The 26,389-nt window shown below is 57.5% G+C and carries 22 protein-coding genes, 1 tRNA gene, 2 other RNA genes and 5 pseudogenes; 11 read left to right on the top strand and 19 right to left on the bottom strand.

What is annotated here, in order from left to right:
- Positions 1-4: 4 nt before the first annotated feature.
- The 4 genes from GJV78_RS10085 to GJV78_RS10070 all read right to left on the bottom strand — a co-directional run bounded on the left by GJV78_RS10085 (position 5) and on the right by GJV78_RS10070 (position 3,415).
- Positions 5-2,446, bottom strand: coding sequence for a DMSO/selenate family reductase complex A subunit (locus tag GJV78_RS10085; RefSeq protein WP_155108214.1), 2,442 nt, complete (start codon positions 2,444-2,446; stop codon positions 5-7).
- A 520-nt stretch (positions 2,447-2,966) separates the two neighbouring features.
- Positions 2,967-3,102, bottom strand: a non-coding RNA gene (locus tag GJV78_RS10080) — RtT sRNA.
- A gap of 44 nt (positions 3,103-3,146) precedes the next feature.
- Positions 3,147-3,283: non-coding RNA, RtT sRNA (locus GJV78_RS10075), on the bottom strand.
- Between the two features lie 44 nt (positions 3,284-3,327).
- Positions 3,328-3,415, bottom strand: a tRNA-Ser gene (locus GJV78_RS10070).
- Between the two features lie 399 nt (positions 3,416-3,814).
- Between GJV78_RS10070 and ghrA the strand changes: the two genes are divergently transcribed.
- From ghrA to GJV78_RS10055, 3 genes are all read left to right on the top strand, one after another.
- Positions 3,815-4,753, top strand: a complete 939-nt coding sequence (ghrA, locus tag GJV78_RS10065) for a glyoxylate/hydroxypyruvate reductase GhrA (protein WP_155108213.1) — start codon at positions 3,815-3,817, stop codon at positions 4,751-4,753.
- Between the two features lie 74 nt (positions 4,754-4,827).
- The gene (locus tag GJV78_RS10060) at positions 4,828-5,565 is read left to right on the top strand and encodes a phosphatase (protein WP_155108212.1); all 738 of its coding nucleotides are present in this window, start codon (positions 4,828-4,830) and stop codon (positions 5,563-5,565) included.
- A 23-nt stretch (positions 5,566-5,588) separates the two neighbouring features.
- Positions 5,589-6,143, top strand: coding sequence for a TorD/DmsD family molecular chaperone (locus GJV78_RS10055; protein WP_155108211.1), 555 nt, complete (start codon positions 5,589-5,591; stop codon positions 6,141-6,143).
- 86 nt (positions 6,144-6,229) lie between these two features.
- Here GJV78_RS10055 and GJV78_RS23590 read toward each other — a convergent pair.
- The 3 pseudogenes from GJV78_RS23590 to GJV78_RS10045 form a co-directional block, all read right to left on the bottom strand.
- Positions 6,230-6,361, bottom strand: a pseudogene (locus GJV78_RS23590) (curli production assembly/transport protein CsgG); the annotation flags it as partial.
- Positions 6,353-6,544: pseudogene (locus tag GJV78_RS23585) on the bottom strand (curli assembly protein CsgF); the annotation flags it as partial. The pseudogenes GJV78_RS23585 and GJV78_RS23590, both read right to left, overlap by 9 nt.
- Before the next feature lie 23 nt (positions 6,545-6,567).
- A pseudogene (locus tag GJV78_RS10045) lies at positions 6,568-6,788 on the bottom strand (CsgE family curli-type amyloid fiber assembly protein); the annotation flags it as partial.
- 17 nt (positions 6,789-6,805) lie between these two features.
- On the opposite strand from GJV78_RS10045, the pseudogene csgA reads away from it, so the two are divergent.
- The 4 genes and pseudogenes from csgA (at position 6,806) to GJV78_RS10025 (ending at position 10,287) form a co-directional block, all read left to right on the top strand.
- Positions 6,806-7,253, top strand: a pseudogene (gene csgA, locus GJV78_RS10040) (curli major subunit CsgA).
- Between the two features lie 700 nt (positions 7,254-7,953).
- Positions 7,954-8,277, top strand: coding sequence for a type 1 fimbrial protein (locus GJV78_RS10035; protein WP_155108209.1), 324 nt, complete (start codon positions 7,954-7,956; stop codon positions 8,275-8,277).
- 344 nt (positions 8,278-8,621) lie between these two features.
- Positions 8,622-8,849, top strand: coding sequence for a macro domain-containing protein (locus GJV78_RS10030; RefSeq protein ID WP_330998798.1), 228 nt, complete (start codon positions 8,622-8,624; stop codon positions 8,847-8,849).
- Complete coding sequence (locus GJV78_RS10025) at positions 8,806-10,287, top strand: phospholipase D family protein (protein WP_155108208.1); 1,482 nt, start codon at positions 8,806-8,808, stop codon at positions 10,285-10,287. The genes GJV78_RS10030 and GJV78_RS10025 overlap by 44 nt, the downstream gene beginning before the upstream one ends.
- A gap of 20 nt (positions 10,288-10,307) precedes the next feature.
- On the opposite strand, the gene mdoC is transcribed toward GJV78_RS10025, so the two are convergent.
- Positions 10,308-11,447, bottom strand: coding sequence for a glucans biosynthesis protein MdoC (gene mdoC / locus GJV78_RS10020; protein WP_155108207.1), 1,140 nt, complete (start codon positions 11,445-11,447; stop codon positions 10,308-10,310).
- Positions 11,448-11,717: 270 nt separating this feature from the next.
- Here mdoC and mdoG point away from each other — a divergent pair, with 270 nt between their 5' ends.
- From mdoG to GJV78_RS10005, 3 genes are all read left to right on the top strand, one after another.
- Positions 11,718-13,253, top strand: a complete 1,536-nt coding sequence (gene mdoG, locus GJV78_RS10015) for a glucans biosynthesis protein MdoG (protein ID WP_155108206.1) — start codon at positions 11,718-11,720, stop codon at positions 13,251-13,253.
- Positions 13,246-15,774 (top strand): glucans biosynthesis glucosyltransferase MdoH, encoded by a 2,529-nt coding sequence (gene mdoH, locus GJV78_RS10010; RefSeq protein WP_155108205.1) that lies wholly within the window; start codon positions 13,246-13,248, stop codon positions 15,772-15,774. The genes mdoG and mdoH overlap by 8 nt, the downstream gene beginning before the upstream one ends.
- Before the next feature lie 113 nt (positions 15,775-15,887).
- Positions 15,888-16,115 (top strand): YceK/YidQ family lipoprotein, encoded by a 228-nt coding sequence (locus tag GJV78_RS10005; protein ID WP_155108204.1) that lies wholly within the window; start codon positions 15,888-15,890, stop codon positions 16,113-16,115.
- On the opposite strand, the gene GJV78_RS10000 is transcribed toward GJV78_RS10005, so the two are convergent.
- From GJV78_RS10000 to GJV78_RS09990, 3 genes are all read right to left on the bottom strand, one after another.
- A complete protein-coding gene (locus tag GJV78_RS10000; protein WP_155108203.1) occupies positions 16,116-16,490 on the bottom strand; it encodes a MysB family protein in 375 nt (124 codons plus the stop codon). It abuts the gene before it with no gap.
- An 84-nt stretch (positions 16,491-16,574) separates the two neighbouring features.
- The gene (gene mdtG, locus GJV78_RS09995; protein ID WP_155108202.1) at positions 16,575-17,792 is read right to left on the bottom strand and encodes a multidrug efflux MFS transporter MdtG; all 1,218 of its coding nucleotides are present in this window, start codon (positions 17,790-17,792) and stop codon (positions 16,575-16,577) included.
- 142 nt (positions 17,793-17,934) lie between these two features.
- Positions 17,935-18,855, bottom strand: a complete 921-nt coding sequence (locus tag GJV78_RS09990) for a Kdo(2)-lipid IV(A) acyltransferase (protein ID WP_155108201.1) — start codon at positions 18,853-18,855, stop codon at positions 17,935-17,937.
- 223 nt (positions 18,856-19,078) lie between these two features.
- Between GJV78_RS09990 and trhO the strand changes: the two are divergent.
- Positions 19,079-20,133, top strand: a pseudogene (trhO, locus tag GJV78_RS09985) (oxygen-dependent tRNA uridine(34) hydroxylase TrhO).
- Here trhO and GJV78_RS09980 read toward each other — a convergent pair.
- The 8 genes from GJV78_RS09980 to GJV78_RS09945 all read right to left on the bottom strand — a co-directional run bounded on the left by GJV78_RS09980 (position 20,102) and on the right by GJV78_RS09945 (position 26,330).
- Positions 20,102-20,677 (bottom strand): YceI family protein, encoded by a 576-nt coding sequence (locus GJV78_RS09980; RefSeq protein WP_155108199.1) that lies wholly within the window; start codon positions 20,675-20,677, stop codon positions 20,102-20,104. The pseudogene trhO and the gene GJV78_RS09980 sit on opposite strands and share 32 nt — an antisense overlap.
- Positions 20,677-21,246, bottom strand: a complete 570-nt coding sequence (locus GJV78_RS09975; protein ID WP_155108198.1) for a cytochrome b — start codon at positions 21,244-21,246, stop codon at positions 20,677-20,679. Before GJV78_RS09975 ends, GJV78_RS09980 begins: the two co-directional genes overlap by 1 nt.
- 234 nt (positions 21,247-21,480) lie before the next feature.
- Complete coding sequence (locus GJV78_RS09970; protein WP_155108197.1) at positions 21,481-21,597, bottom strand: YceO family protein; 117 nt, start codon at positions 21,595-21,597, stop codon at positions 21,481-21,483.
- A gap of 48 nt (positions 21,598-21,645) precedes the next feature.
- Positions 21,646-22,764 (bottom strand): N-methyl-L-tryptophan oxidase, encoded by a 1,119-nt coding sequence (solA, locus tag GJV78_RS09965; RefSeq protein WP_155108196.1) that lies wholly within the window; start codon positions 22,762-22,764, stop codon positions 21,646-21,648.
- A gap of 309 nt (positions 22,765-23,073) precedes the next feature.
- Positions 23,074-23,328 carry a biofilm formation regulator BssS gene (bssS, locus tag GJV78_RS09960; RefSeq protein ID WP_155108241.1) on the bottom strand — a complete coding sequence of 85 codons (255 nt, stop codon included), beginning with the start codon at positions 23,326-23,328 and terminating at the stop codon, positions 23,074-23,076.
- 928 nt (positions 23,329-24,256) lie between these two features.
- The gene (gene dinI, locus GJV78_RS09955) at positions 24,257-24,502 is read right to left on the bottom strand and encodes a DNA damage-inducible protein I (RefSeq protein ID WP_155108195.1); all 246 of its coding nucleotides are present in this window, start codon (positions 24,500-24,502) and stop codon (positions 24,257-24,259) included.
- Between the two features lie 76 nt (positions 24,503-24,578).
- Positions 24,579-25,625 carry a dihydroorotase gene (gene pyrC, locus GJV78_RS09950; protein WP_155108194.1) on the bottom strand — a complete coding sequence of 349 codons (1,047 nt, stop codon included), beginning with the start codon at positions 25,623-25,625 and terminating at the stop codon, positions 24,579-24,581.
- A 126-nt stretch (positions 25,626-25,751) separates the two neighbouring features.
- On the bottom strand, positions 25,752-26,330 hold the full coding sequence (locus tag GJV78_RS09945) for a lipoprotein (RefSeq protein ID WP_155108193.1): 579 nt from the start codon (positions 26,328-26,330) through the stop codon (positions 25,752-25,754).
- Between the last annotated feature and the right edge of the window lie 59 nt (positions 26,331-26,389).

Here is a 26,389-nt window from a genome sequence, read left to right as displayed (position 1 = left end):
CTCCTTAAGCGCGTTTCACTTCAACCAGGTTGGTATGCTGCGGATTTGCCTTCGCCAGCGGCGAAGGCAGGTGGCTGGTCAGGGTATTAATGCACCCGCCAACGTCCACCCCGTTGCTGTCCAGCCGGGTCCACGCCCCCTGCGGCATCGCCACCACGCCAGGTAAAATGCGCTGGGTGACCTTGCAGGGCATCGCCACCACGCCGCGATCGTTAAATACGTGCACCAGATCGCCAGAGGTCAGCTGGCGGGCGCTGGCATCTATCGGGTTGATCCACACCTCGTCCGGTATCGCTTCATGGAGCATCAGCAGGTTGGCATAGGTGGAGTGGGTATGGCCTTTGGTATGAAAGCCGCTCATCTGCAGGGGATACCTGGCGGTCAGATCTTTGTTAAGGTGCGACTCCTTCACCACGCAGAACTCCGGCACGGCCGGGATGCGATCGCCCTCCGGCAGCGTCCAGGACTTAGCCAGATCCGCCAGCGCCTGCGAGTAGATTTCTATCTTGCCGGAGGGGGTGGTCAGCGGGTTGCCCTGCGGATCGCGACGGTAGTCGGCCAGGATAATGCACTCTTCATCGCGGGGGATTTGCTGATCGATGACGCCCATATTTTTAGCCACCTCCCACTCCGGCAGATAGGTGCGTTTCTCCTTGATCTGCGCGTAGTGCAGGGCCATCCAGTCGGCCTGGGTGCGCCCCAGGGTAAACTGCTCGCCCAGCCCCAGATGCTTAGCTATGTCGGCGCAGATATCGTAGGTGCTGCGCACCTCTCCGAGCGGCGTAATCGTCTTTTGCATGGCAATCATATAATTATGGGAGCCAGAGGCGTAAGCGTTGTCTACCAGGTCTTCGGTTTCAAGGTAGGTGGTTTCCGGCAGAAGAATATCCGCATAGCGGGCGCTGGGAGTCATATGGTTATCAATAACCACGATGGTTTCGCACAGGCTCTCATCTTCAAGGATCTTACGGGTACGGTTCGTGTTGCCATGCTGGTTCAGAAGCGCGTTGCCGGCCTGATTGAAAAACAATTTAATACCGGTTTTCAGCGTATCCGCACCTTTTACCCCCATGGTGGTGGCCGTCATTTTTTCCGGCGTCGCAATGGCGTCGGTCCAGAGATAGCAGGGGATAGAGACCTTCACCGGGTTAGTTTCCGTCGGCAGGGCGGGAACGCCGTAGGCGGTAGCGTAGGTCCAGTTGCCGTTGTTGGTGCCCGGCAGGCCAAAGTGGCCGGTTAACGCCGGAAGGATCTGCACCGCCCGGGCGGTTTGCTCGCCGTTGGCGTGGCGCTGTGGTCCCCAGCCCTGGGCAATGAAGCAGGCCCTGGCACCGGCGATTTCACGCGCCAGCTGACGAATGCGGATCGCCGGAATACCGCAGATATCCGCGGCCCACTCCGGCGTCTTCTCAATGCCGTCATCGCCGGTACCCAGCACATAATCTTTATAGCTGGCGTTGGGGGCGGCGGTTTCCGGCAGCGTGCTGCGGTCATAGCCGATGCAGTAGCGGTTTACCAGCGATTCGTCAATGAGCTGCTCAACAATTAAGGTATGCGCAATTCCCGCCACCAGCGCGGCGTCGGTTGTCGGGCGGATAGGAAGCCATTCGGCATGTTCGGTCACCACCGAGTCGGTGTAGCGCGGATCGATGATAATGACCCGGGCTTTTGACGCCTCCAGCGCCCGGCGCAGCTCCTCCACCTGGCCGCCGCCGGACATGCGGGTTTCAGACAGATTTAAGCCAAAAAATACCACCAGATCGGAATTTTTCACCTGGCTAAAATGGCTGGCAAACTGCGTTCCCTTTGCCCCATAGGTATAACTTGCGGCGGTAAAATTCTGCGCGTTTGAGTAATTATTATAATATTGTAAATAACCTCCGCTCAGGTTCAGCAATCTTTTCCAGGCCGGGGAGCCTTGAGTATGATAATAGGCACCGGACTGATAGTTGAAATAGATAGCCTCATTGCCGTACTGCTCAGATACACGCTTTATTTCAGCGGCAATAAATGATGTCGCTTCATCCCAGGAAATACGCTTGAATTTGCCTTCACCGCGCTTACCCACGCGCTTCATCGGATATTTAATGCGGTCCGGGCTATATACCCGCCAGCGGTTGGAACGGCCGCGCAGGCAGGGGCGAATCTGGTGTTTACCAAATACCGAATCATCCTGAACGTCTTCCGGTTCAATGCGCACGATGCGATCGTCTTTCACGATAACTTTTAAAGCGCAGCGGCTACCGCAGTTGACCAGGCAGGCGCTGTGCCTGACGGTCTCCTGTGCCTCCGCTGCTGGCGAGGCTTCCGCAGCCTGCGCGCTAACCGTAAACGGCAGCGTCAGCGCTCCGGACGCCGCCGCCGCTGCGCCGAGCTTTGCGGTATCCACAATAACCTCTCTGCGCGACATGCTCTGCTCTAATAAACTATCTATTAACTTTTCCATATAATTGTTATAACCTCAATTTCCTGAAAGTAACGTATAAATAGACGTCGGCAAGAATATACCACTTTTGTATTATTTTGGCGTGATATAGTTTGCATAATCATACTATTTATCAGGTTTTTTATTTTGTTTCGTTCCCCTTTCCGCATCGTTGCTAAATATTTAGGTTAAGTCGTTTTGAAGGTGGATATTTTATCAGGAGCGGAAACTACATTGGTTGTATAAATTAATTTATAGCGAATATTTTTTGCACAGCTTTCGCTCTGTGGCAGCGTTATATACTCTAAATAATTCGAGTTGCAGGACAAAACGCAGCGCGTTTTGAACAGCCCCGGGGCCAGCGCAGGCGCTGTTCAAAATTGCTCCCGGCAATTTTGTACGGGCAGATTCCTCGCAGGCTCGTCATCTGTCCAGTTGGCTGTGCCAGCTGTCGAACCCCGGTCGGGGGTTCTCATCCCCCCCGTCCGGGGAATGCATAAGAAAAAAGCCCGTACTCGCGTACAGGCTCTCAACTCAAATATGGCGGTGAGGGGGGGATTGACTCGCTTCGCTCGCCCTACGGGCAGATTCCTCGCAGGCTCGTCATCTGTCCAGCTGGCTGTGCCAGCTGTCGAACCCCGGTCGGGGGTTCTCATCCCCCCCGTCCGGGGAATGCATAAGAAAAAAGCCCGTACTTGCGTACAGGCTCTCAACTCAAATATGGCGGTGAGGGGGGGATTGACTCGCTTCGCTCGCCCTACGGGCAGCCCGCTTACTGCGTGCGCGGTCTGTCCAGCTGGCTGCGCCAGCTGTCGAACCCCGGTCGGGGGTTCTCATCCCCCCCGTCCGGGGAATGCATAAGAAAAAAGCCCGTACTTGCGTACAGGCTCTTAACTCAAATATGGCGGTGAGGGGGGGATTCGAACCCCCGATACGTTGCCGTATACACACTTTCCAGGCGTGCTCCTTCAGCCACTCGGACACCTCACCATATTGTCTTTCCGGCGCTACCGGAACGGGCGCTAATGTAGGGAAAACCGCTGCCTGCGTCAATAAACTTTTTAAAAAAAACGCGCGATTATACAAACTTCGCTCAACCTGAGGCTGAAATAAACGGAAACTGCTTTTTTTGCCAGCGTCGACAAATTTGCTATGCTGGTAATCCTTTGTAAACAATAAGAGCCTGTCCTCTCAGCGCTATTTTGTCCGTTATGTCAACGTCAGATCGTGCCCGCCTCGTTGATAATGCGCCGCTTCCCGCCGAACGCGCCTTGCGGAAATATCCTCACGCGCGTTCAGATCTTTCCGCGCTGACGGGATCGGTCGCCAGCCTCCGGCGGAACGGCGCTGAGTGCGAGCAAATCCTTTTACAACCCTCAGGAGTCACCTATGGATCTCATTTTCTATCACCCCACCTTTGACGCCGCCTGGTGGATCGATGCGCTGGAGAAAGCCCTTCCTGGCGCAAAGGTCCGGGAGTGGCGCTCAGGGGATAACGATCCGGCAGACTATGCGCTGGTCTGGCATCCTCCCGTTGAAATGCTCGCCGGGCGCAAGCTCAGGGCGGTCTTCGCGCTGGGGGCCGGCGTTGATTCAATCCTCAGCCAGCTTCAGGCTAACCCCGAAATGCTGGATGCATCCATTCCGCTGTTCCGGCTGGAGGATACCGGCATGGGGCTGCAGATGCAGGAGTACGCCGTCAGCCAGGTCCTGCACTGGTTCCGCCGCTTTGATGATTATCAGGCCCTGAAAAATGAACGCCGCTGGCAGCCGCTGGCGGAATACGCCCGCGAAGATTTTACCGTGGGGATTATGGGGGCCGGAGTGCTGGGCGCAAAGGTGGCGGAAAGCCTGCTGGCGTGGGGATTCCCGCTGCGCTGCTGGAGCCGCAGCCGCAAAGACTGGCCCGGCGTTCGCAGCTTCGCTGGCAGGGAGGAGCTGAGCGCATTCCTGAGCCAGACCCGGGTGCTGATTAACCTGCTGCCCAATACGCCGGAGACGGTAGGAATTATTAACGGCAGCCTGTTGGCGCAGCTGCAGGATAACGCCTATGTGCTCAACCTCGCGCGCGGGGTTCACGTCAATGAAGAGGATCTGCTGGCGGCGCTGAACGGCGGCAAGCTGAAAGGGGCAATGCTGGACGTCTACAGCCGCGAGCCGCTGCCCGCGGACAGCCCCCTGTGGCAGCATCCCCGCGTGGCGATGACGCCGCACATTGCCGCAGTGACCCGCCCGCCGGAAGCCATCGCCTATATCTCGCAAACCATTGCCCGGCTGCAGCGCGGCGAGGCGGTAGCCGGGGGCGTCGATCGCGTTCGCGGCTACTGAGCGCGCCAGGTTCTGACTAATAAACGCTGAGGATACCTGCTATTCTTGGGCCAAAATGTTTACAGGAGAGAGCGATGTACCCCGTTGACCTGCATATGCATACAATTGCCAGCACCCACGCCTACAGCACCCTCAGCGACTACCTCGCCGAGGCCAGGCGCAAAGGGTTAAAGCTGTTTGCCATTACCGACCACGGTCCGGAGATGGCCGATGCGCCTCACCCCTGGCATTTCATCAATATGCGTATCTGGCCGCGAATGGTTGACGGGATCGGCATTCTTCGCGGCATTGAGGCCAATATCAAGAACAGCGATGGCGAAATTGACTGTACCGGGCCAATGTTCGCGTCGCTCGATCTGATCATCGCGGGTTTTCATGAGCCGGTCTTTCCTCCGCAGGATGCCGTCACCCACACCAGGGCGATGCTCGCCACCATCGCCAGCGGCAGGGTGCACATTATTAGCCATCCGGGAAATCCGAAATACCCGCTGGATATTACCGCCGTCGCCCGGGCGGCGGCCAGCCACGGGGTGGCCCTGGAAATTAATAACTCCTCGTTCCTCCATTCACGCAAGGGAAGCGAAGCGAACTGCCGGGCCGTAGCCGCCGCCGTGCGGGACGCCGGCGGCTGGGTGGCTCTGGGATCGGACTCTCATACCGCCTTCACCCTGGGCGACTTCAGCGAATGTCGTAAGATCCTTGATGAGGTGAATTTCCCCGAGGAGCGTATCCTTAACGTGTCGCCCCGCCGTTTACTTACCTTTCTGGAAGGGCGCGGCATGGAGCCGATCCCGGAATTTGCTGAACTTTAACCGTAACTCACTGGAATACTTTGATGAACGAGTTTTCTATCCTGTGCCGCGTGCTGGGATCGCTGTACTATCGCCAGCCGCAGGACCCGCTGCTGGTTCCCCTGTTTACCCTGATCCGCGAGGGGAAGCTGGCGGCCAGCTGGCCGCTGGAGCAGGAGGCGCTGCTCTCGCGCCTGCAAAAAAACTGCGATATGGCGCAGCTGGCGGCGGATTATAACGCGCTGTTCGTTGGCGACGAGTGCGCGGTATCGCCCTTGCGCAGCGCCTGGGTGGAAGGGGCAACAGAAGCTGACGTTCGCGCGTTTCTCTCTGCGCGCGGTATGCCGCTGGCGGAAACCCCCGCCGACCATATCGGCACGCTGCTGCTGGCCGCCTCCTGGCTGGAAGACCAGGCATCTGACGACGAGAGCGAAGCGCTGGTAACCCTGTTCGCTGACTATCTGCTCCCCTGGTGTGACGCCTTCCTCGGTAAAGTGGAGGCTCATGCCGCCACGCCGTTCTGGCGCGCTATGGCCCCGCTGACCCGCGAGGCGATCGGCGCGATGTGGGATGAACTGGAAGAAGACGCCGAAGCCTGACGGCCAGGGAGGGGGATCGGCCAGGCGGTAACGCCAGGCCGGCCCGGACGAACGCGGACGCTTCCGGAAGCGTCCGTGGGACGGGGTCAGGATGCGGGAGATGAAGACAGCTGCCGAAACCTTACCAGAATGTCGTTTTGCCGCTCCCCTCTATTCTGCAGATTCCACAGCCCGCGATCGATGCCGTCATTAATCAGGAAAATCACGCCGGTTTCGATGCCGAAGTCAGCGCTATAGCCGGGATTTTTATAGGAATTCTGCACCTGGACGCTGTTTAGTAAAAAGGCACCGTTATTAGGGTTACCCCCAAAGTTGAGATTGCGAAACTGAAAGGTCATATTCCCGGCCCAGCCTAATGGCGAAATAAGCATAAGCGCTACTACCGCATGATTGATACGCATTACCGCCTCCGGACACTGCACGATTAAAATTCGTCATGGGCTAAATCACTGGTGCTTAATAGTGCTTTATCCACTTGTCGACGAGTCAGCGCCTCCTCCGTTTGCGCCAGCGCGAAGCCCACCGTCTTCTTATAGTCTCTTTTCGTCGGAAATAAAAAGGTCTGGAAAATGACGTCCTGTCCGATCGTTATGGTTAACCAGCTGCCCATCGCGCGCCGGGACGTTCATTTATGGTCAGATTGCCCGGACAGGGGGGTTACCATGAAACTGTTACAGATGGCAGCATTCACAGCAATTATTGTTTCTGGCAGCGCTTTGGCCGGCACCGTGTCGCAGTGGGGCGGCGGCCAAGGCGGTGGCAATAACGGCAGTACCTCCGTCCGGAATCCACCCTGAGCATCTGTCAGTACGGATGGGCTAACGCCGCGCTTGCTCTGCAGAGCGATGCCCGTAAATCGGAAACCATTATCAAACAGAACGCTACGGCGCGGACGCAGGGCAGGGGACGGACAGCAGCACCATTGAACTGACCCAGAGCGCCTCCAGAAACAACGCCACTCTTGACCAGTGGAACGCCCGAGGTTCTGATATCGCCGTCAGCCAGTACGACGACAACAACGCCGCGCTGGTTAACCAGACCGCCTCCGCTTCAGGCGTTCTGGTACAGCAGGTTGGTTTTGGTAATAACGCAACCGCCAGCCAGTATTAATTCAGCCTGATGCTGATAATTACAGGACGAAAGCCCTGTCAGGTTGATGACAAAAAGGGAAAAAAGGTGGTTTTTCCCTCTTTGTGGTTAGCAGCCTAAAATCAATTGAATTGATTTTCCTTATTTATTTTTGTGGTGATTATGGCCGAACGAGTTCGGCCTGGGGTTTATCATTAGTCTCACAGGGCGAAAGCCCTGTTTTTTTATCGGGCGTCGGCCCATGTAAATATATTCTTCTCCTTTCAGGCTGGCGTAGTCAGGTTACTCAGCCAAAAGGACTTTCCGCTATTGCTGTTCCGGTAATCCCCCTTCGTATTTCTTAATCATCTGCAAACCCTGTAGAGGGATAAAATGCAAGTCACTCCGGATTAAGCCACACACAGCGGAAAATGCCGCTTACTTTGGCCGTTAATCAAGCGATTGAATTGGCCAGACTCAGTTTATATATGACCTCTGACGGTACAACAGAAAATCATCGTTACCAGACCGGTTGCCGGTTAATTCATTCACGCCATGAATGAATTAGGCGCAATAAAAAAACATAATATATTTAAAATTATTATGTAGCGAATATCATTCATTTGTTCTATGAATAATATGGTGGTCAATGAGGCCCCCGTCAGCAGGCTCCGGACAGATTGGTAGCGGCACTGAGGAAATGTTAACCCTCAAGGATGATTAATCATTGAGGAATATAAGTATGAATATATCTATATCAAAATTCGCTCTGAGCGTCGGACTCTGTACCTCAGCGCTATGGCCCATTTTTGTTTGCGCCCAACAGCCTGTGCAAAGTGGAGTCGTGCACTTTATGGGGCAGATTATCGAAGATCCGTGCGAAGTTAAGCTGCAGTACGAACAAATTGCAATGTCATGCCCGCGCAATGGGCGTATGCAAAGCAACTATTTCCCTCTGCATCAGGTGGCGAAGGCGTCGCAACAATTTCAGCAAATTAGTTCAGTAAATATGAGCTATCTTAACCAGGACAAAACATTGGCTATTATGAAAATTGACTATCACTGATCTCCCCCGTCCTGTTCCAGGTCGCAGGTGAGTTGGCACCAGAACGATTTGACTCATCCATACGCCTTGCTCTTGACATCCCCCATGCGGCGCTCATCTGCTGGCGACAGCGTTGTTGCTTATCCCGCATATCTACTGCTGCAGTTTCAGGGTTAAAGAGGGACGCTGTTGTCCCTCACCGGAGACCGTCTGCGGCGCTGCAAATTGATGCCTGATGCACCGGTGATCGCGTGATTCCCTCTGCGGCTTCCGGGCAGGGGCTGGTCATAACGTCCCGGTTATATCCTGCGTTAATGCAGGAGACGCCTTCCCGAATCAGACGGCGCGCAGTGCAAAAAGAGGCGATGTTCAGGCAGAGTGGGGCTGGCTCCCTCTGCCTGAGGGTTCGGTTTCGTTCCATCGCGTTTCCGGCCATCAGCACCGGCGCGTATGGCTACCCCCGCGCCGCGGCGGCCGAAATTGCCGTCGCTGCCGTTTCGGAATTTATCACCCGCCGTGAACTGCCCGAACGGGTATACTTTGTCTGTTATGACGACGAAAACACCCGAATTTACCAGCGATTACTTACCTGACGGGACGACGAGTGAGCCGACCCGGCTGGCGCGCGCCGTCGCGCCGCTGTGCGTCGGCCACCCGCAGCAGTGCGGCATTCTGGCGCTGGATGAGAGCCTGGACGCCTTTGCCGCCCGCTACCGGCTGACCGAAATGGCCGAGCGCACGCTCGATATCCAGTACTATATCTGGGAAGACGATATGTCCGGCCGGCTGCTGTTTTCTGTGCTGCTGGCCGCGGCGAAGCGCGGGGTACACGTTCGTCTGCTGCTTGACGATAACAATACGCCGGGCCTGGATGATACGCTGCGCCTGCTGGACCGCCATCCAAACGTTGAGGTTCGTCTGTTTAACCCCTTCTCTTTTCGCACCCTGCGGGCGCTGGGTTATCTCACCGACTTCGCCAGGCTTAACCGCCGTATGCATAATAAAAGCTTCACCGTAGACGGCGTGGTCACCGTCGTGGGCGGACGCAACGTCGGCGATGCCTACTTCGGGGCCGGGGAGGAGCCGCTGTTCTCCGATCTTGACGTGCTGGCGATAGGCCCGGTGGTCAGCAAGGTCGCGGAAGATTTTGAGCGCTACTGGCACTGTGAATCGGTTTCTACGCTGAAATCGGTGCTGTCGCTCTCCGGACAGGAGATCTCTGAGGGCATCGTGCTGCCGGATGCATGGCTCAATGATGATATGGCCCGCCGCTACCTGAGCACTCTGGAAAGCAGCCGGTTTACCCAGCATCTTGAGCAGGGAACGCTGCCGCTAATCTGGGCGAAAACGCGCCTGCTGAGCGACGATCCCTCAAAAGGGAAGGGGAAGCTTCCGCGTCACACGCTGTTGCCGAAACGGCTGTTTGACGTTATGGGCGCGCCCACCGGGCGAATTGATATTATCTCCGCCTACTTTGTGCCGACCCGCGCGGGCGTTGCCCAATTGCTGCAGCTGGTCAGGAGAGGCGTCAACGTCGCCATCCTGACCAATTCGCTGGCGGCCAATGACGTCGCGGTGGTGCACGCCGGCTATGCGCGCTGGCGAAAAAAACTGCTGCGCTACGGGGTGGAGCTGTATGAGCTTAAGCCAACGCGCGAGCACGAGAGGGTGGTGCACGATCGCGGCCTGACCGGCAACTCAGGTTCCAGCCTGCATGCGAAGACCTTCAGCATCGACGGGCGAATGGTGTTTATTGGCTCGCTGAACTTCGATCCCCGTTCGACTCTGCTTAATACCGAAATGGGCTTCGTGATTGAAAGCGAAAGGCTGGCCGCCCTGATCCATCGCCGCTTCACCCGCAGCCAGCGCGACGCGGCCTGGCAGCTGCGCCTCGACCGCTGGGGGCGCATCAACTGGATCGATCGCCAACAGGGCGGGGAAACGGTGCTGAAAAAAGAGCCTGCTACCGGGATCGGGAAGCGGCTCCTGGTGCGGCTGGCATCCATTCTGCCCGTCGAATGGCTGCTCTGAACCTGTTCGCGCGGTGCGCTTCAGCCGCGCTTTACCGCGGGTTTGCCGGAAAATAAAAACCGCAGCAGCGGAATACGCAGATGCATTTCATAGAGCGCCAGCGCAATCCCCACCACGAAAATCAGCCCGCAGGTAAAGCCCAGCAGGTTTGAGTGTATATGGGGGGCGATACCGGCACCAAAGAGTAGCGTCAGCGGGTGGTGCACCAGATAGATAAACAGCGAGGCGTTAACAAAATAGGTCACCCGCGCCGACTGAAAATTAAGCAGCCGGTGGCCCAGCGAAAAGACCACGTTTACCATCCATAGCCCCATCAGCATGGTAATGACATATTCCGTTTCATACATCCACGCCTCCCCGCTGCCGTAGCGCTGGTTAAGCAGATAGGCGGCAAAGGCGAGAGCGGCCCCGGCCGCGCAGCCGCGGGACGGCGTGACGAACAGCGCTTTCAGGCCGGGGCGAATAAAGGTGAGCGCGCCCAGCACAAAGAAGGGCAGATAAAACAGCGTCTGCATCACGACAAAATTGAACATGCCGTCGCTGAGCGCCGCAGGATAAAGCAGGAATATCGTCCTCCTGATTGCCGCATAGCCTGCGCCCAGCAGCAGAAAAACCATTGACAACCGGGCCATTGAGGCCGTGGCGTTAAGCCGATCTTGTTTTTTTTCGTGGGATCTTCTGAGGCGGGCAAATAACCACAGGCCAAGCGTCGTCAATATCACCAGCACCAGTAAAAACCAGAGATGAGAAATTAATTCCCAGGCCAGCGTATTATATTTTTCATAGGCTGAAAGTCCGGGCCAGCTCTCCGCTTTTCCTTTGACATACTGCAGCAGGATAAATTGCGGCAGGGTCAGCAGCGGTATCGCGGTCAGCAGCGGAATGCCCACCCGCTCGACGCGCACTCGCCACCAGCGCTTTAGCGGGTAGCGCAGGAACAGCATGTACGAAAAATAACCCGAAATAACGAAAAAAACCTGCATCCGAAAGGCGTGAATAAAGTCATTAAACAGGGTAAGCCACCATGACGGCTCGGGGCTATTGATATGCCAGGTGTGGCTGGAATAGATCAGGGAAAGATGAAACGGTATGCCTGCCAACATCAGCCAGGCGCGGATAGAGTCGAGGAAATATTCACGCTGCGCGGGTATGGGGTTCATAGAAAATTCTATATTCTCGGATTTTTCGCCTTATCCCTGAGGCGAATTCTGTTTACCTTCGCGCCAACCCTACACGAAGTCCGACAGCCTGTCTCCAGGAAAAGCACGCAAAGCGTAAGCCATTCGTCGGGGTGCTTAATCCATGAGCCGGCGAGCGTAACAAAGCCGGGATTCTGTTGTCGGAATGGCTGATTATCCATTAAAATGGATCGGATCGATATAAGCACACAAAGGGGGAAGTGCTTACTTATTATGAAACATAAACGACAAATGATAAAAATGCGTTGGCTGGGTGCGGCGGTAATGTTAACGCTGTACACCTCCTCGGGTTGGGCGTTCAGCATCGATGATGTGGCCAAAAAAGCCCAATCCTTAGCCGCTAAAGGCTATGAAGCGCCGAAAAGCAACTTGCCCTCCGTTTTCCGCGACATGAAATATGCGGACTATCAGCAGATTCAGTTTAATCGCGACCAGGCCTACTGGAGCAAACTCAAAACCCCATTTAAGATCGAGTTCTACCATCAGGGTATGTACTTCGACACGCCCGTGCGCATCAACGAAGTGACCGCTACCGCGGTCAGGAAAATCAAATATCGCCCGGAGTATTTTAATTTCGGCAACGTGCAGCATGATAAAGACACCGTAAAGGATCTCGGCTTTGCCGGGTTTAAGGTGCTCTATCCGATCAACAGCAAAGATAAAAACGATGAGATCGTCAGCATGCTCGGTGCCAGCTATTTTCGCGTGATCGGTGCCGGCCAGGTGTACGGTCTCTCCGCGCGCGGCCTGGCAATAGATACCGCGCTGCCCTCCGGCGAAGAGTTTCCCCGCTTTCGCGAATTCTGGATCGAAAGGCCAAAACCGGCCGACAAGCGGCTGACGGTCTACGCCCTGCTGGACTCCCCGCGGGCGGCGGGCGCTTACCGCTTCGTGATTATGCCCGGACGCGACACGGTGGTGGAGGTGCAGTCTAAAGTCTACCTGCGTGACAAGGTTGGCAAGCTGGGCGTCGCGCCGTTAACCAGCATGTTCCTGTTCGGGCCGAACCAGCCTTCGCCGGCCACCAACTATCGTCCGGAGCTGCATGACTCCAACGGCCTCTCTATCCACGCCGGCAACGGCGAGTGGATCTGGCGTCCGCTGAATAACCCGAAACATCTGGCGGTCAGCAGCTATGCGGTGGAAAACCCGCAGGGCTTCGGCCTGCTGCAGCGCGGCCGCCAGTTCTCCCGCTTTGAGGATTTAGACGACCGCTACGATATGCGACCGAGCGCGTGGGTTACGCCGAAAGGGGAGTGGGGCAAAGGAAAAATCGAACTGGTGGAGATCCCCACCAACGACGAAACTAACGATAATATCGTCGCCTACTGGATGCCGGATCGGCTGCCTGAGGCGGGCAAAGAGATGAACTTCAAATACACGCTGACCTTCAGCCGTGATGAGGACAAGCTTCACGCTCCGGATAACGCCTGGGTGCAGCAGACCCGCCGCTCCACCGGCGACGTGAAGCAGTCGAACCTGATCCGCCAGCCGGACGGCACCATCGCCTTTGTGGTCGACTTTACCGGCGCGGAGATGAAAAAGCTGCCTCCGGAGACGCCGGTCACCGCCCAGACCAGCATTGGCGATAACGGTGAAATCGTTGAGAGCGCCGTACGCTACAACCCGGTAACCCAGGGCTGGCGTCTGACGCTGCGCGTTAAGCTGAAAGATGCCAGGAAGACCACTGAGATGCGTGCGGCGTTAGTGAACGCCGATCGGACGTTGAGCGAAACCTGGAGCTATCAGCTGCCTGCCAATGAATAAGACAACCGAGTATATTGAGGCGCTGCCGCTTTCTGAAAGCGAGAAAGCGGCGTTGCCGAAAACCAACCTATGCGTCGTTCATCAGACGCTGGACGCCGGGCATCGCCCCTGGGCGCGGGAAGACGACGCGCCGCAGGGTTCCGTGAAGGCGCGTCTACAGCAGGCGTGGCCCGACTCGCTGGCCGAAGGCCAGCTTATAAAGGACGACGAAGGACGCGACAGGCTGCAGGCGATGCCGGAGGCGAAGCGCTCCTCCATGTTTCCCGAGCCGTGGCGCACCAACCCGCTGGGGCGCTTTTGGGATCGCCTGCGCGGGGTTGAAACCACGCCGCGCTACCTCGCCCGCCTGACCAAAGAGGAGCGGGACAACGAACAGAAGTGGCGCATCGTCGGCACGCTTCGCCGCTATATTCTGCTGATCCTCACCCTGGCACAGACGGTGGTCGCCACCTGGTATATGAAGACCATTCTGCCGTACCAGGGCTGGGCGCTGATCGATCCGGCGGACATGATTGGCCAGGATATGTGGATCTCATTTATGCAGCTGCTGCCCTATGTGCTGCAAACCGGCATTCTTATCCTCTTTGCGGTGCTGTTCTGCTGGGTTTCCGCAGGCTTCTGGACCGCGCTGATGGGCTTCCTGCAGCTGCTGATTGGCCGCGACAAGTACAGTATTTCCGCCTCGACGGTGGGCGACGAGCCGCTGAATCCTCAGCATCGCACCGCGCTGATTATGCCAATCTGCAATGAGGACGTTGGCCGCGTATTCGCCGGGCTGCGCGCCACCTGGGAGTCGGTGAAGGCGACCGGCAACGCGGCCCATTTCGATGTCTACATCCTCAGCGACAGCTACAACCCCGACATCTGCGTGGCCGAGCAAAAGGCGTGGATGGAGCTGATTGCCGAGGTGCAGGGCGAAGGGCAGATTTTCTATCGCCGCCGCCGCCGCCGGGTGAAGCGGAAAAGCGGCAACATCGACGACTTCTGCCGCCGCTGGGGAAGCCAGTACAGCTACATGGTGGTGCTGGACGCCGACTCGGTGATGTCCGGGGAGTGCCTGTGCGGCCTGGTCCGCCTGATGGAGGCGAACCCGAACGCCGGGATCGTCCAGTCCTCGCCGAAGGCCTCCGGTATGGATACTCTCTACGCGCGCTGTCAGCAGTTCGCCACCCGGGTGTACGGCCCGCTGTTTACCGCCGGCCTGCACTTCTGGCAGCTGGGGGAATCCCACTACTGGGGTCATAACGCCATTATTCGGGTGAAGCCGTTCATGGAGCACTGCGCCCTGGCACCGCTGCCGGGCGAAGGCTCTTTCGCCGGGTCGATTCTGTCGCACGACTTTGTGGAGGCGGCGCTGATGCGCCGCGCGGGATGGGGGGTGTGGATCGCCTACGATCTGCCCGGCTCTTATGAGGAGCTGCCGCCAAACCTGCTGGACGAGCTTAAGCGCGACCGCCGCTGGTGTCACGGCAACCTGATGAACTTCCGCCTGTTCCTGGTGAAGGGGATGCACCCGGTGCACCGGGCGGTGTTCCTGACCGGGGTGATGTCCTATCTCTCCGCGCCGCTGTGGTTTATGTTTCTGGCGCTGTCCACCGCCCTGCAGGTGGTGCACGCCCTGACGGAGCCGCAGTATTTTCTGCAGCCGCGGCAGCTGTTCCCGGTCTGGCCGCAGTGGCGTCCTGAGCTGGCCATTGCGCTGTTTGCCTCGACGATGGTACTGCTGTTTTTGCCGAAGCTACTGAGCATTATGCTCATCTGGTGCAAGGGCTCCAAAGAGTACGGCGGCTTCTTCCGGGTCACCCTCTCCCTGCTGCTGGAGGTGCTGTTTTCCGTGCTGCTGGCACCGGTGCGTATGCTGTTCCATACGGTCTTTGTGGTCAGCGCCTTCCTCGGCTGGGAGGTGGTCTGGAATTCGCCCCAGCGCGACGATGACTCCACCACGTGGGGCGAAGCCTTCCGCCGCCACGGCTCTCAGCTGCTGCTCGGCCTGGTCTGGGCGGTCGGCATGGCCTGGCTGGACTTGCGCTTCCTGCTCTGGCTGGCTCCGATCGTCTTCTCGCTGATCCTGTCGCCGTTCGTCTCGGTGATCTCCAGCCGCGCGACGGTAGGGCTGCGCGCGAAGCGCTGGAAGCTGTTCCTGATCCCGGAGGAGTATTCGCCGCCGCAGGTGCTGGTGGATACCGACCGCTATCTGGAGCTGAACCGCTCGCGCTCGCTGGATGACGGCTTTATGCACGCCGTGTTTAATCCGTCGTTTAACGCGCTGGCGACGGCGATGGCTACCGCGCGTCACCGCAGCAGCCGGGTGCTGGAAGTGGCCCGCGATCGCCACGTGGAGCAGGCGCTGAACGACGCGCCGGAGAAGCTCGACCGCGACCGGCGTCTGGTTTTACTGAACGATCCGGTCACGATGGCGCGCCTGCACTATCGGGTGTGGCACTCCCCGGAAAACTACGTGCCGTGGGTCAACTACTATCAGAGCCTTACTCTGAACCCGCAGGCGCTGCGCGGGCGATAGATCCGGGTGCAGTAATGAAAATACCGGCGGTCGCCGGTATTTTTTTACATCGTTCCCGCGCCATGAGGGCGGATTCAGACCCGGCACGGCGGGATAATAAACGGGGCTGACGGATGCGAATTTTGACGGTGGCAGTGGTGATGATGCTGTTAAGCGGCTGCGGCAGCATCATCAGCCGGACGGTGCCCGGACAGGGGCACGGTAACCAGTACTATCCGGGCGTCCGGTGGGATGCGCGGGATTCGGCATGGCGCTATATCACCCTGCTCGATCTGCCGCTCTCGCTGATTGTCGATACGCTGCTGCTGCCGGTTGATATCAGGCACGGGCCTTACGAATAATCAGCGCGCGTCCCACTCATCGGCCGCCGCCTGGCCCTCCTCGGTATCCAGCGGCGGCTCCAGCTGGAACTCACCCTCATCCCATTCGTGCAGCGTGTTCTCTTCCTGCCACTCCTGGCGGATCTCTATCTCGTCGTAATCGCCGTCAAAGACGCTCTGTGCGGCTTCGCCGCTTAGCATCGGCAGACATTCGCCGGTTTCGCCCTCGTCGGCGAAAAACTCGGCCTGCCACATGATGTCGCCATCCTGGAGCACATATTTTTGCACGTTAAGCTGCTGTACGTTGGCGTCTTCCTGCTCGAGGCCAGGATTGTCAGCCAGAAATTCTTCACGGGCCGTATCGATGGCTTCTTCCAGCGTTGCGTACATGGTCATCGCTATCTCCCTTTGGTGTGATGAGGTATTCAGGGAAAGAATAGCTGATTCTCCGGTTTTGCCAGTATGAAAGCGCAAAAATCCTTACGACGTCCGCCGCCGCCGGCGTCGGCCCAGGCTGTTCCATGAATAGACGGCGTTAAATAACACCACGCCAGCGGTCACCAGGAATACGGCGCGGAAGCCGTAGCTGGCGGAAATCGCCGCGCCTATCAGCGGGCCGGTCACGTTGCCAATATCGCGAAACGACTGGTTATAGCTGAAGATGCGCCCGGCTATCTGGCTGGTCGAGTTATAGACCAGCAGCGTCTGGACCGCCGGAAGCAGCGCCCCGTCCGCCGCGCCGAGCAGGAAGCGCAGCAGCCCAAGCTGCCACGGCGTCTGGACGAATGACATCGGGATCAGCAGCAGAACGGAGACAATAAGCGCGGTAATCAGAATTTTTTCCGGGCCGATGCGATCGCCCAGCCTGCCGAGCCGTGGGGCGCTGAGCAATGCGGCCACGCCGGGCACCGAGGCGATCATCCCGCTGATAAAGGCAATGTTGCTGACGTTGCCCGCCAGCTCCCGGACGTAGAGCGTCAGGATGGGCGCGATGGAGCCGGTAGCCACCTGAATAATCAGGGTGGTGACGAACAGGCTCAGCACCAGCTTCGGGTTTTTCAGCGAGGCGACCACTTCGCGCATGTGCAGCATCTCCTTCCTGCTGACCGGCTGAAAGCGTTCGCGAATAAAAAACAGCGTCAGGATAAAGCAGAGCAGCAGCACGCTGGCGGTAATAAAAAAGACCGGGCGCAGGCCATACTGGTCGGCGAGAATGCCGCCGGCCAGCGGGCCGAGCAGAGCGCCGCTGACGCCGCCGGTAGAGAGCGTGCCCAGCGCCCAGCCGCTCTTGTTGCGCGGGACCTGGGTGGCGATCAGGGCGTTGGCGTTGGGGATAAAGCCGCCCAGCAGCCCCAGCAGCGCGCGCAGGATCAGAAACTGCCAGATATTCTGCGCCATTCCCATCAGCAGCATGACGATCGCCATGCCGAGGGCCGAGCGCAGCAGCATAATTTTTCGCCCCTTGCGGTCCGCCAGGCCGCCCCAGAATGGTGAGGCGATGGCGGAAAACAGGAAGGTAATACTGAATACCAGCCCGGACCACATGTTCAGCGCGCTGTGGCCGGTCACCCCGAGCTGCTCGACGTAGAGGGGAAGAAAGGGCATAACCAGGCTGAAGGCCGCGCCGGTTAAAAAGCAGCCGAGCCAGGCCACGGTGAGATTGCGTTTCCAGTTTATCGGGGCATCAGAGGGTGACATAGCGATCCGCAGTGTGATGCGCTGTATGCGTCATCATCAGAATGAAAGTAGACGCATTAATTATGCGCCTGACCGCCGGGGGCCGCAACGCGGGAAGCTTTTAAACTTAAAAAACCGCAGCCGCTGCGGGCTGCGGCGGCGCTCAGTAGCGTGAGGGAACCCCTTCCGGGCGGGTTTTAAAGCGCCGGTGCAGCCACATATACTGCTCCGGAGCCATCATGATGCACCGCTCGACGATCTTATTCATCCAGGCAGCGGTGGTTTCGGCGCTCTCCAGCGGCGGGGAGCACTCCGGCGGCAGCATAATCAGCTGATAGCCGCGGCCGTCGGGCTTGCGACGCGGTACGAAGGGCACCAGGCAGGCGTTGGACATCCGGGAGAGCATCCAGGTGCCGGAGGTGGTGGCGGCCTGGTCAACGGCAAACAGCGGCACGAAAACGCTGGCGCGCGGGCCGTAGTCGTGGTCCGGCGCGTACCAGACCACCTCGCCCTTTTTCAGCGCCTTAATCATGCCCTTGAGATCCTTGCGGTCGAGCATCGACTTGTTGGAGCGCATTCGCCCCCAGGTCTGCAGCCAGTCCAGCAGCGGATTATCGTTTGGCCGGTAGACGCCGATGCCGGGCTGCTGCAGGCCGAACTGCCGCGCCCCCAGCTCCAGGGTCAGAAAATGCAGGCCCACCAGCAGAATGCCGCGCTGCTGCGCCTGCACGTCGCGGATATGCTCCATACCGATCACTTCCGTCCAGCGTGAAACGCGGCGATCCGACCAGAACCAGCCCATTCCCGTCTCCATCACCCCCATCCCGACGGACTCAAAGTTTTTCACCACCATATCGTGGCGTTCCTGCTCGCTCATCTGCGGGAAGCATAGCTCCAGATTGCGGTCGGCGACGCGGGCGCGATGCTTCATCAGCCGCAGGGCCAGGCGGCCCATCGCGTGTCCCAGGCGGTAGATAATCGGGTAGGGCAGCTGTACCACCAGCCACAGCGCGCCGATGCCCAGCCAGGTTAGCCAGTAGCGGGGATGCAGTAGCGCAGAGGAGAATTTAGGTAAATTCGTCATATCTGTCCTGTCTATGGATCCTGAAATAGCAATTGCCTGTATTGTCGCATTTTTTTGCCGCAGGCCAAAATATGTCAATAGGGAGTGGCGATTAATACAGCATATGTTGTTTCTTTGTTTATTTTTTATGGTGAATGATTCGAAAAATGCACTGATGTAAAATTATTGTTGTTGCTATATGATGCCGGCCGTATCCGTTTCATCACCTGCAGGAATGTACATCATGCCCCTGTTACACAACCGCATCTCCAATGATGTGCTCAGGGCCAGAATGCTGGCTGAAACTGAGCCGCGCACCACGATTTCGTTTTATAAGTATTTCACCATCCGGGAGCCGCAGTCCACCCGTGACGCGCTGTATCAGTTGTTTACTTCGCTGGACGTCTTTGGCCGCGTCTATCTGGCCCGTGAAGGGATTAACGCGCAGATCAGCGTGCCGCAAAGTAAAGTCGACACCTTTCGCCAGCGGCTCTACGCCTTCGATCCGGCGCTGGCGGGGCTGCGGCTGAACGTCGCCCTTGACGATAACGGCAAATCTTTCTGGGTGCTGCGCATGAAGGTGCGCGAGCGGATCGTGGCGGACGGCATTGACGATCCGGCGTTCGATCCCGGCAACGTTGGAGATTATCTGCAGGCGGCGGAAGTCAACGCCCTGCTCGACGATCCCGACGCGGTGTTTATTGATATGCGCAACCATTACGAATATGAGGTGGGACACTTCGAGAATGCGCTGGAAATTCCTGCCGATACCTTTCGCGAGCAGCTGCCGAAGGCGGTTGAGATGATGCAGACCCGGAAGGACAAAAAGATTGTGATGTACTGCACGGGCGGGATCCGCTGCGAAAAGGCCAGCGCCTGGATGAAGCATAACGGCTTTAAGCAGGTGTGGCACATCGCGGGCGGGATCATAGAGTATGTCCGTCGGGCGCGGGAGCAGGGGCTGCCGGTGCGCTTTATCGGTAAAAACTTTGTCTTTGACGAGCGGATGGGGGAGCGGATCACCGGGGACATCATCGCCCGCTGCCACCAGTGCGGCGCGTCCTGTGACAGCCATACCAACTGTAAGAATAACGGCTGCCACCTGCTGTTCATTCAGTGTCCGGCCTGTGCGAAGGCGTTTAACGGCTGCTGCAGCGAGGGCTGTCGCGAAGAGCGGGCCCGGCGGAGCGGCGGAGCGGGCGCTCCGGGGGCGGAAAAATAACCGGTTACCGGATGACGGGCGCGCCATCCGGTCTTTTGCCGTCGGCTACTTCTGCTGCACGCCTTCCACCGAGATAATCAGATCCACCGTCTGCGATGCCGGACCGAGGTCGGTGGTAATGTTAAAGTCCTTCAGCCTGATTTTTCCTTCGGCGGCAAATCCCGCGCGCTTGCCGCCCCACGGATCGTCGCCCTGGCCAATCAGCTTCGCTTCCAGCGTAACCGGCTTAGTGACGCCGTTGAGCGTCAGGTCGCCGGTAATATCCAGCTCGCCGCCGTCCTGCTTCACGCTGGTGGAGACAAAGGTGGCCTGGGGAAATTTCGCCGCGTTGAGGAACGCCGCGCTGCGCAGGTGCTTATCGCGCTCGGCGTGATTAGTATCGAGGCTGCCGGTGTTAATGGTCACCCTGACTTTATCCGCTGCGGGGTTTTTCTCATCAAAGGTAAAGGTGCCGTCAAAGTCCCGGAAGGTGCCGTACAGCCAGCTGTACCCGAGATGTTGAATGCGGAAATTGACAAAGGCGTGCTGTCCCTCTTTATCAATTTTATAGTCTGCCGCCAGCGCAGATCCGGTCGTGAACAGTAAAGAGGCCAGAGCGAGGCCGGGCAGGTATTTTTTCATTACTTATCTCCATAGTCAGATAACGATTGCCCCGTTATACGCTTCAGGGTGTCGTCTTTATCGATGAAATGATGCTTCAGCGCCATCAGGCCGTGCAGCAGCGAGAAGGTAACCAGCGTCCAGGCCAGCCACAGGTGCAGGCGGCCGGCGACATCGGCCTGGCCGGCTGCACCGGCGAAGATCGCCGGTACGTTAAACCAGCCGAAGACGTCAATCGGCTTACCGTCGGCGGTTGAGATCAGATAGCCGCAGAGGAGCGTGGCAAACAGCAGGCTGTACAGGGCGATATGGCCCAGCGCTGCGCCGCGGCGGGTCAGACGGGAGTAGCTCTGCAGCGGTGGCGGCGTCGGGGAAATATGCCGCCAGACAACCCGCGCCACCAGCCCCAGCAACAGCAGAACGCCGATGCTTTTATGTATCTCCGGTGCCCGGTGATACCAGCCGTCGTAGTAGCTGAGGGTGACCATCCACAGGCCCGACGCAAACATAACGTAAACCACAATGGCCGACAGCCAGTGCAGGATGATGGAGACAGCGCCATAACGTCGTGGACTATTTTTAAATTGCATGAACAGGTCCGTGAGTCGCTTCTGAAAAGAGAGAAAATGACCTGTCCCCGCACTTATTGCAACAAATAAATAACTAAATTAACAACATTTAACTTTTTGTCATAAAAACTGAATAAGTTAGCCGGTTATCATCAGCTAATTCGCTGAAAAAGAAGATTTATCGGCTTGCGACAGAAGGTTAAGGCAAGGCGTATTGTTCAAATTATCCCGCTTAAAAAGGCTGGGTCATCTGGTTTATGAAAAAAACCAGAGCCAGGCGATATCCATAATCGCCAGCAGCGACCAGAGAACGATCCACAGCATGAAGTGCTCGCGAATATTATTAATCAGATAATGAAACAGGCGGCGCATGGTTTACATTTCCAGTAACGCGGTCCCGACAGCGGGGCCGCAGGGCGGTCAGCGGGCGAAGCGGCTTAGCCGGAAGGGCGACAGATCGAAATCGGTCGGCTTATCGCAGGCGAAAGCCGCAGCAAGCTCTCCCAGCACCGGGGCGAACTTAAAGCCATGGCCGCTCAGACCGCTAATAATCAGCGTATTTTCGCGCCCCGGCAGAGTGTCGATAATAAAATCTTCATCGGGCGTGTTGTCATAGGTACAGGCCGCGCCGCGCAGACAGCAGCCGACGCCGGGGAGCACGCTACGCAGGAACGGGAAGGCCTCCGCGCCGTCGCTGGCCACCGCGGCAAACGGACGGCGCTCCTCCGGCGAGCGGATGGGCTGGCCGCCGCTGTGCCGACCGATTTTCAGCGCGTTATTTTCAGCCGGAAAGCCGTAATAGCGATCGCCGTTGGGAAGTTCGCCGGTGAAGGCGGGAAAATGATTTTTTGTGTCGTAACGGCCGTCCGCCTGATACCAGGCGAAGACTTTACGCACCGGCTGAACGGGCAGATCGGGCACCAGCGCCTGAACCCAGGTACCTGCGCTGACCAGCGCTTTCTGCGCCCGATAGCGGCCGTCGGCCGTTTCGACGACCACCCCGTCACCGTCGTGATGCATCGCGGTAACCGGACAGTTGAACAGTTGCGCGCAGCCAGCCTCCTGCGCCAGTCGGACCCAGGTTTTGATCGCCAGCTCGCTGCGCAGGAAACCCGAGTCGGCCTCAAAAAGGGCGGCAGCGTTTTCCGGCAGGCGGATCTCCGGCCAGCGTGCCGCCACGGCGACGGCGTCCAGCGGTTCGACGTTGAGCTGCCAGCGCGCCGCGCTGCGGGCCACGTTGACCAGAAATGGGGAGTCGGCAGGTCCCAGATTCAGGACTCCCGAGCGCACAAAGACGGGGTCTTCACTAAGGGCAGAAAGTTCATCCCACAGGGCTTGCGCGCGCAGCAGCAGCGGCACATATTTCTCGCCTTCGCCATAGGCATGGCGAATAAGACGGGTGTCGCCATGGTGGCTGCCCTGCTGATGCGGCGGCATATGGGCATCCGTCATCAGCACTTTCAGCCCGGCGCGGGTGGCATAGTATCCAGCGGCCGCGCCAACCGATCCGCTGCCAATTATGATCAGGTCGTACTTCATTAGCTTCTCTCTGCTATCGCGATTGATGCAGGGTAAATAAGTGACAGGATATATACAACCCGCAAAAAGATAAGGCACCTGAACGGTGCCTTAGGATGGTCAGTTGTCCGGCGTTTTCAGGCTGCAGACGGTGTCAGTGAGACGACGCCGCCCCGTCAGGGTCAGTCTCAGGGTTAAAATGAGTAACCAAAAGCTAACCCACATGCAGCCAGAGGTATAACGGGTAGAGACATTATTGCGCCGGACGAAACGGGGCTTTGCTTGCCGTCACGGTACGGCCTGAACAATTTGACCTAAGGTTACGCGGCGCTAATGACGCCGATATTCATTTACCTGGTAATCACCGGATTCAATTTTGGCGATGCCGGCTTCTAATATCGAAATGAATTGTCTGGCAACATCAGTTGTTAACCAGAGCGTCTGACCGATTTCGGTCCCTTCCGGGTCAGGACGATTCGGGGTCTGGTAGTGCAAACGCAGCATCAGCGCGTCATAGCTGTCAACGGTGCTGATGTCCCATCCTACGAGCGGATGAGTTTGAATAACTTCTTTATTTTTTTCCATCATGCCCCCTTATACGTGTTACAAGACAACGGTTTTCGAGGTTCTGCGTGTATTTTCCTGAAGCAAGTTCAGTATACAATAGATAAGGCTATTCACCGGAACTTTAAAGGGGAAAAAGCACAAATTTAACCATTTTAAGAATTATGTGCACAATTAAGCGGCAGTTTCTTCATTATTTTTTACTAACTTGTGCAATTATTTTGTAGTAGCGGTGAAAATATAAACAGCATCTCAATATAGCCGTTGGTCGCCTCGTTATACCGCAGGCTGCCGCCGCGACGGCGCGCAGTTATTCCGCCCCGGGCCTCACCCTGAGGGGCCGCCTCTGGCGGCGTTCAAATTGGCTTAGCCGTTTTGCCCTCGCTCGCCCTGGTCACCGACTCCGGTAAGCTCCCGGGGATTATGGAGATTGCTGAAAAACCTGCGTAAAAGTGCATCAGGGCCGCTTTCCTCCCTCCCCCGAGGGGCGAGGGGAGCGTCCGTGCTCTTTTTTATGTTGGTCATCAGCGGCAGCCTGCGGCTGTTCAAATTCGTTCCTGACGAATTTGCCACTGCGTCGCCGCGTGATTCGGCCTGAAGGCCTCACCCCTTCGGGGCCAGCCTGCGGCCGTTCAAAAAGCGCAGCGTTTTGACCTGCAACTCGAATTATTTAGGGTATATATCGTAAGGTAAATTATTTAGCCCGGAATATACCCGTCATACTTCAAGTTGCATGTGCGTTGGCTTTATTCGCTCACCCCAGTCACTTACTCCAGTAAGCTCCTGGGGATTCTCTGCGTCGCCGCCTTCCTGCAACTCGAATTATTTAGGGTATAAATTAATTTAAATTAAGCAAAATAATTATCAGATGAATAGAATAAAAAAGCCGGGGCGACCCGGCAAAACATCACGGCAAAGAACAGGTTAATAAATAAAAAGTCGGTGTGGATTAATCGGTAATGAACCAGTCGTCGGCGCTTTCCCACGTTTCCTGCAGGATCTCGCTAATGCGCGCTTTATCTTCTTTGGTTGCGCCAAGGACGGACAGGCTGTTCGCGGTGGCGTAACGTACGGTGACGTTGCCATCGTTGTCTGGAAAATAGTGGTGAATACGGCGGGATAGCTCGCCTGCCAGCGCGTCGACTGCGCCCGCAGGTAGCGGTGATGTTTTGGCTATGGTGACTTCAATACGCATGTCAGGCCCCCTGTTGAATTTACTGGTTATTTATACAGGTAAATTCGACCGGTGACAACAGGCGGCTCTGATTAATTTAGTTTTTTAGCGTCCAGCCCACCGTTTCTCCGGCGAGGAAAGGGATCAGCGTGTCATCGGCAAGGGGGATCTGCTCCGGTATCTTCTGCGCTTCGCGCACCAGCGTTACCGTACCTTCATTAACCGCCAGGCCATAAAAGCGCGGCCCGTTCAGCGAGCAGAAGGCTTCAAAGTGCGCAAGGGCGTTCATCTCCTCAAAGACGGTGGCGTAGCAGGCCAGGGCCGTGGGCGCGTTGAAGCAGCCCGCGCAGCCGCAGCCGGACTCTTTCCGGTGGCGGGCGTGAGGGGCGGAGTCGGTGCCGAGAAATACGCGGCTGAAGCCGCTGGCCACCAGCTCGCGCAGGGCCTGCTGATGCACGTTGCGCTTAAGGATCGGCAGGCAATAGAGATGCGGACGCACGCCGCCGACCAGCATATGGTTGCGGTTAAACATCAGGTGCTGCGGGGTAACGGTGGCGGCCAGCCGCTCGCTGCCCTCACGCACATAGTCGGCCGCGTCTTTGGTGGTGATATGCTCAAACACCACCTTCAGGGCGCTGAGGCGGCGACGCAGCGGCTCCATTACCGTTTCGATAAAGCGCGCCTCGCGATCAAAAATATCGATATCCGCATGGGTAACTTCGCCGTGGATCAGCAGCGGCATCCCGAGCTTTTCCATGCGCTCCAGCACCGGCATGATGGCCTCAACGGAGGTCACGCCGTGGCTGGAGTTGGTGGTGGCGTTGGCCGGATAGAGCTTGGCGGCGGTAAACACGCCCTCGCGAAAGCCGCGCTCCAGTTCGTCCGGATCCAGTGAATCGGTCAGATAGCAGGTCATCAGCGGCGTGAAATCCTGTCCGGCGGGAACTGCGTCAAGGATACGCTGGCGGTAGGCGACAGCCGCATCCACGGTGGATATCGGCGGTGCCAGATTCGGCATCACAATGGCGCGGGCGTAAATTTCACTGGTCCAGGGGACGACGGCCTTTAGCATTTCACCATCGCGAAGGTGAAGGTGCCAGTCGTCCGGGCGGCGAATTGTTAAGGTCTGGGTGGGTGCTGTCATCAATATGCTCCGGCTGGTGGGGGCTTTTTGCCGGAAACCAAGGATAAGCGGAAACCCTGGCGTTTGCACGAAAAAAAGGGCGCTGATGCGCCCCTGTGGTTCTGAGTGGCAGGATGGCTCCGCCCCTTATTTAGGGGACTCAGGCTGCTCCGTGAAGGGGATAACGATCTCCCCCGGCTTCACCACAATGCCTTTGGCGTACTTCTTCGCCAGCGCCTCGCCTTTGCTGCTGTCTTCACGCAGAATATACGCCGGCTGCTGGTTAAAATAGTTGCGCAGGGACTGGTTGAGGTAGGGCATCAGCGTCTGCAGCACCGACTGCATTTTAGCCGGCGTAACGGTAGCGTCCACCACCTCCATCTCCTGCAGAAAGATGGCTCCCTTTTCCTGATTAAACACCGGCAGCGCCTTGAGTTTCAGGGCCATGGTCGCTTTCTGGCTGCCGAACAGAGAGTTCAAATCGAGCCGCGCATCGCCGGTCAGCGTCACTTTATTCGGCTCCTCGCGGCCAATCTCACTGGTGAGGTTGGTCAGTACGATATGCGCGTCCGCTACGCCGGGCAGGCCGATATCTTTGGAGAAGTTATTACGTTTTGCCAGCGCCTGGTTGATTTCCTGTTCACTTATCGTGTATTGCATAAGCTGGTTGCAACCAACCAGCAGGCCGCCGACGACCAGCGCCGCGGCGAAAAATAGCTTTTTCATCGGTTTCCTTAACATATCGCCTCTATCCTGACGCCCGGCATCATGCGGCATTCAGAGGA

Origin of the sequence: Intestinirhabdus alba, assembly GCF_009711095.1 — a bacterium.
In the GTDB taxonomy this organism is placed as follows: domain Bacteria; phylum Pseudomonadota; class Gammaproteobacteria; order Enterobacterales; family Enterobacteriaceae; genus Intestinirhabdus; species Intestinirhabdus alba.
The sequence above is the reverse complement of the archived record's forward strand: the minus strand, read 5'-3'. Positions and strand labels throughout refer to the sequence as shown.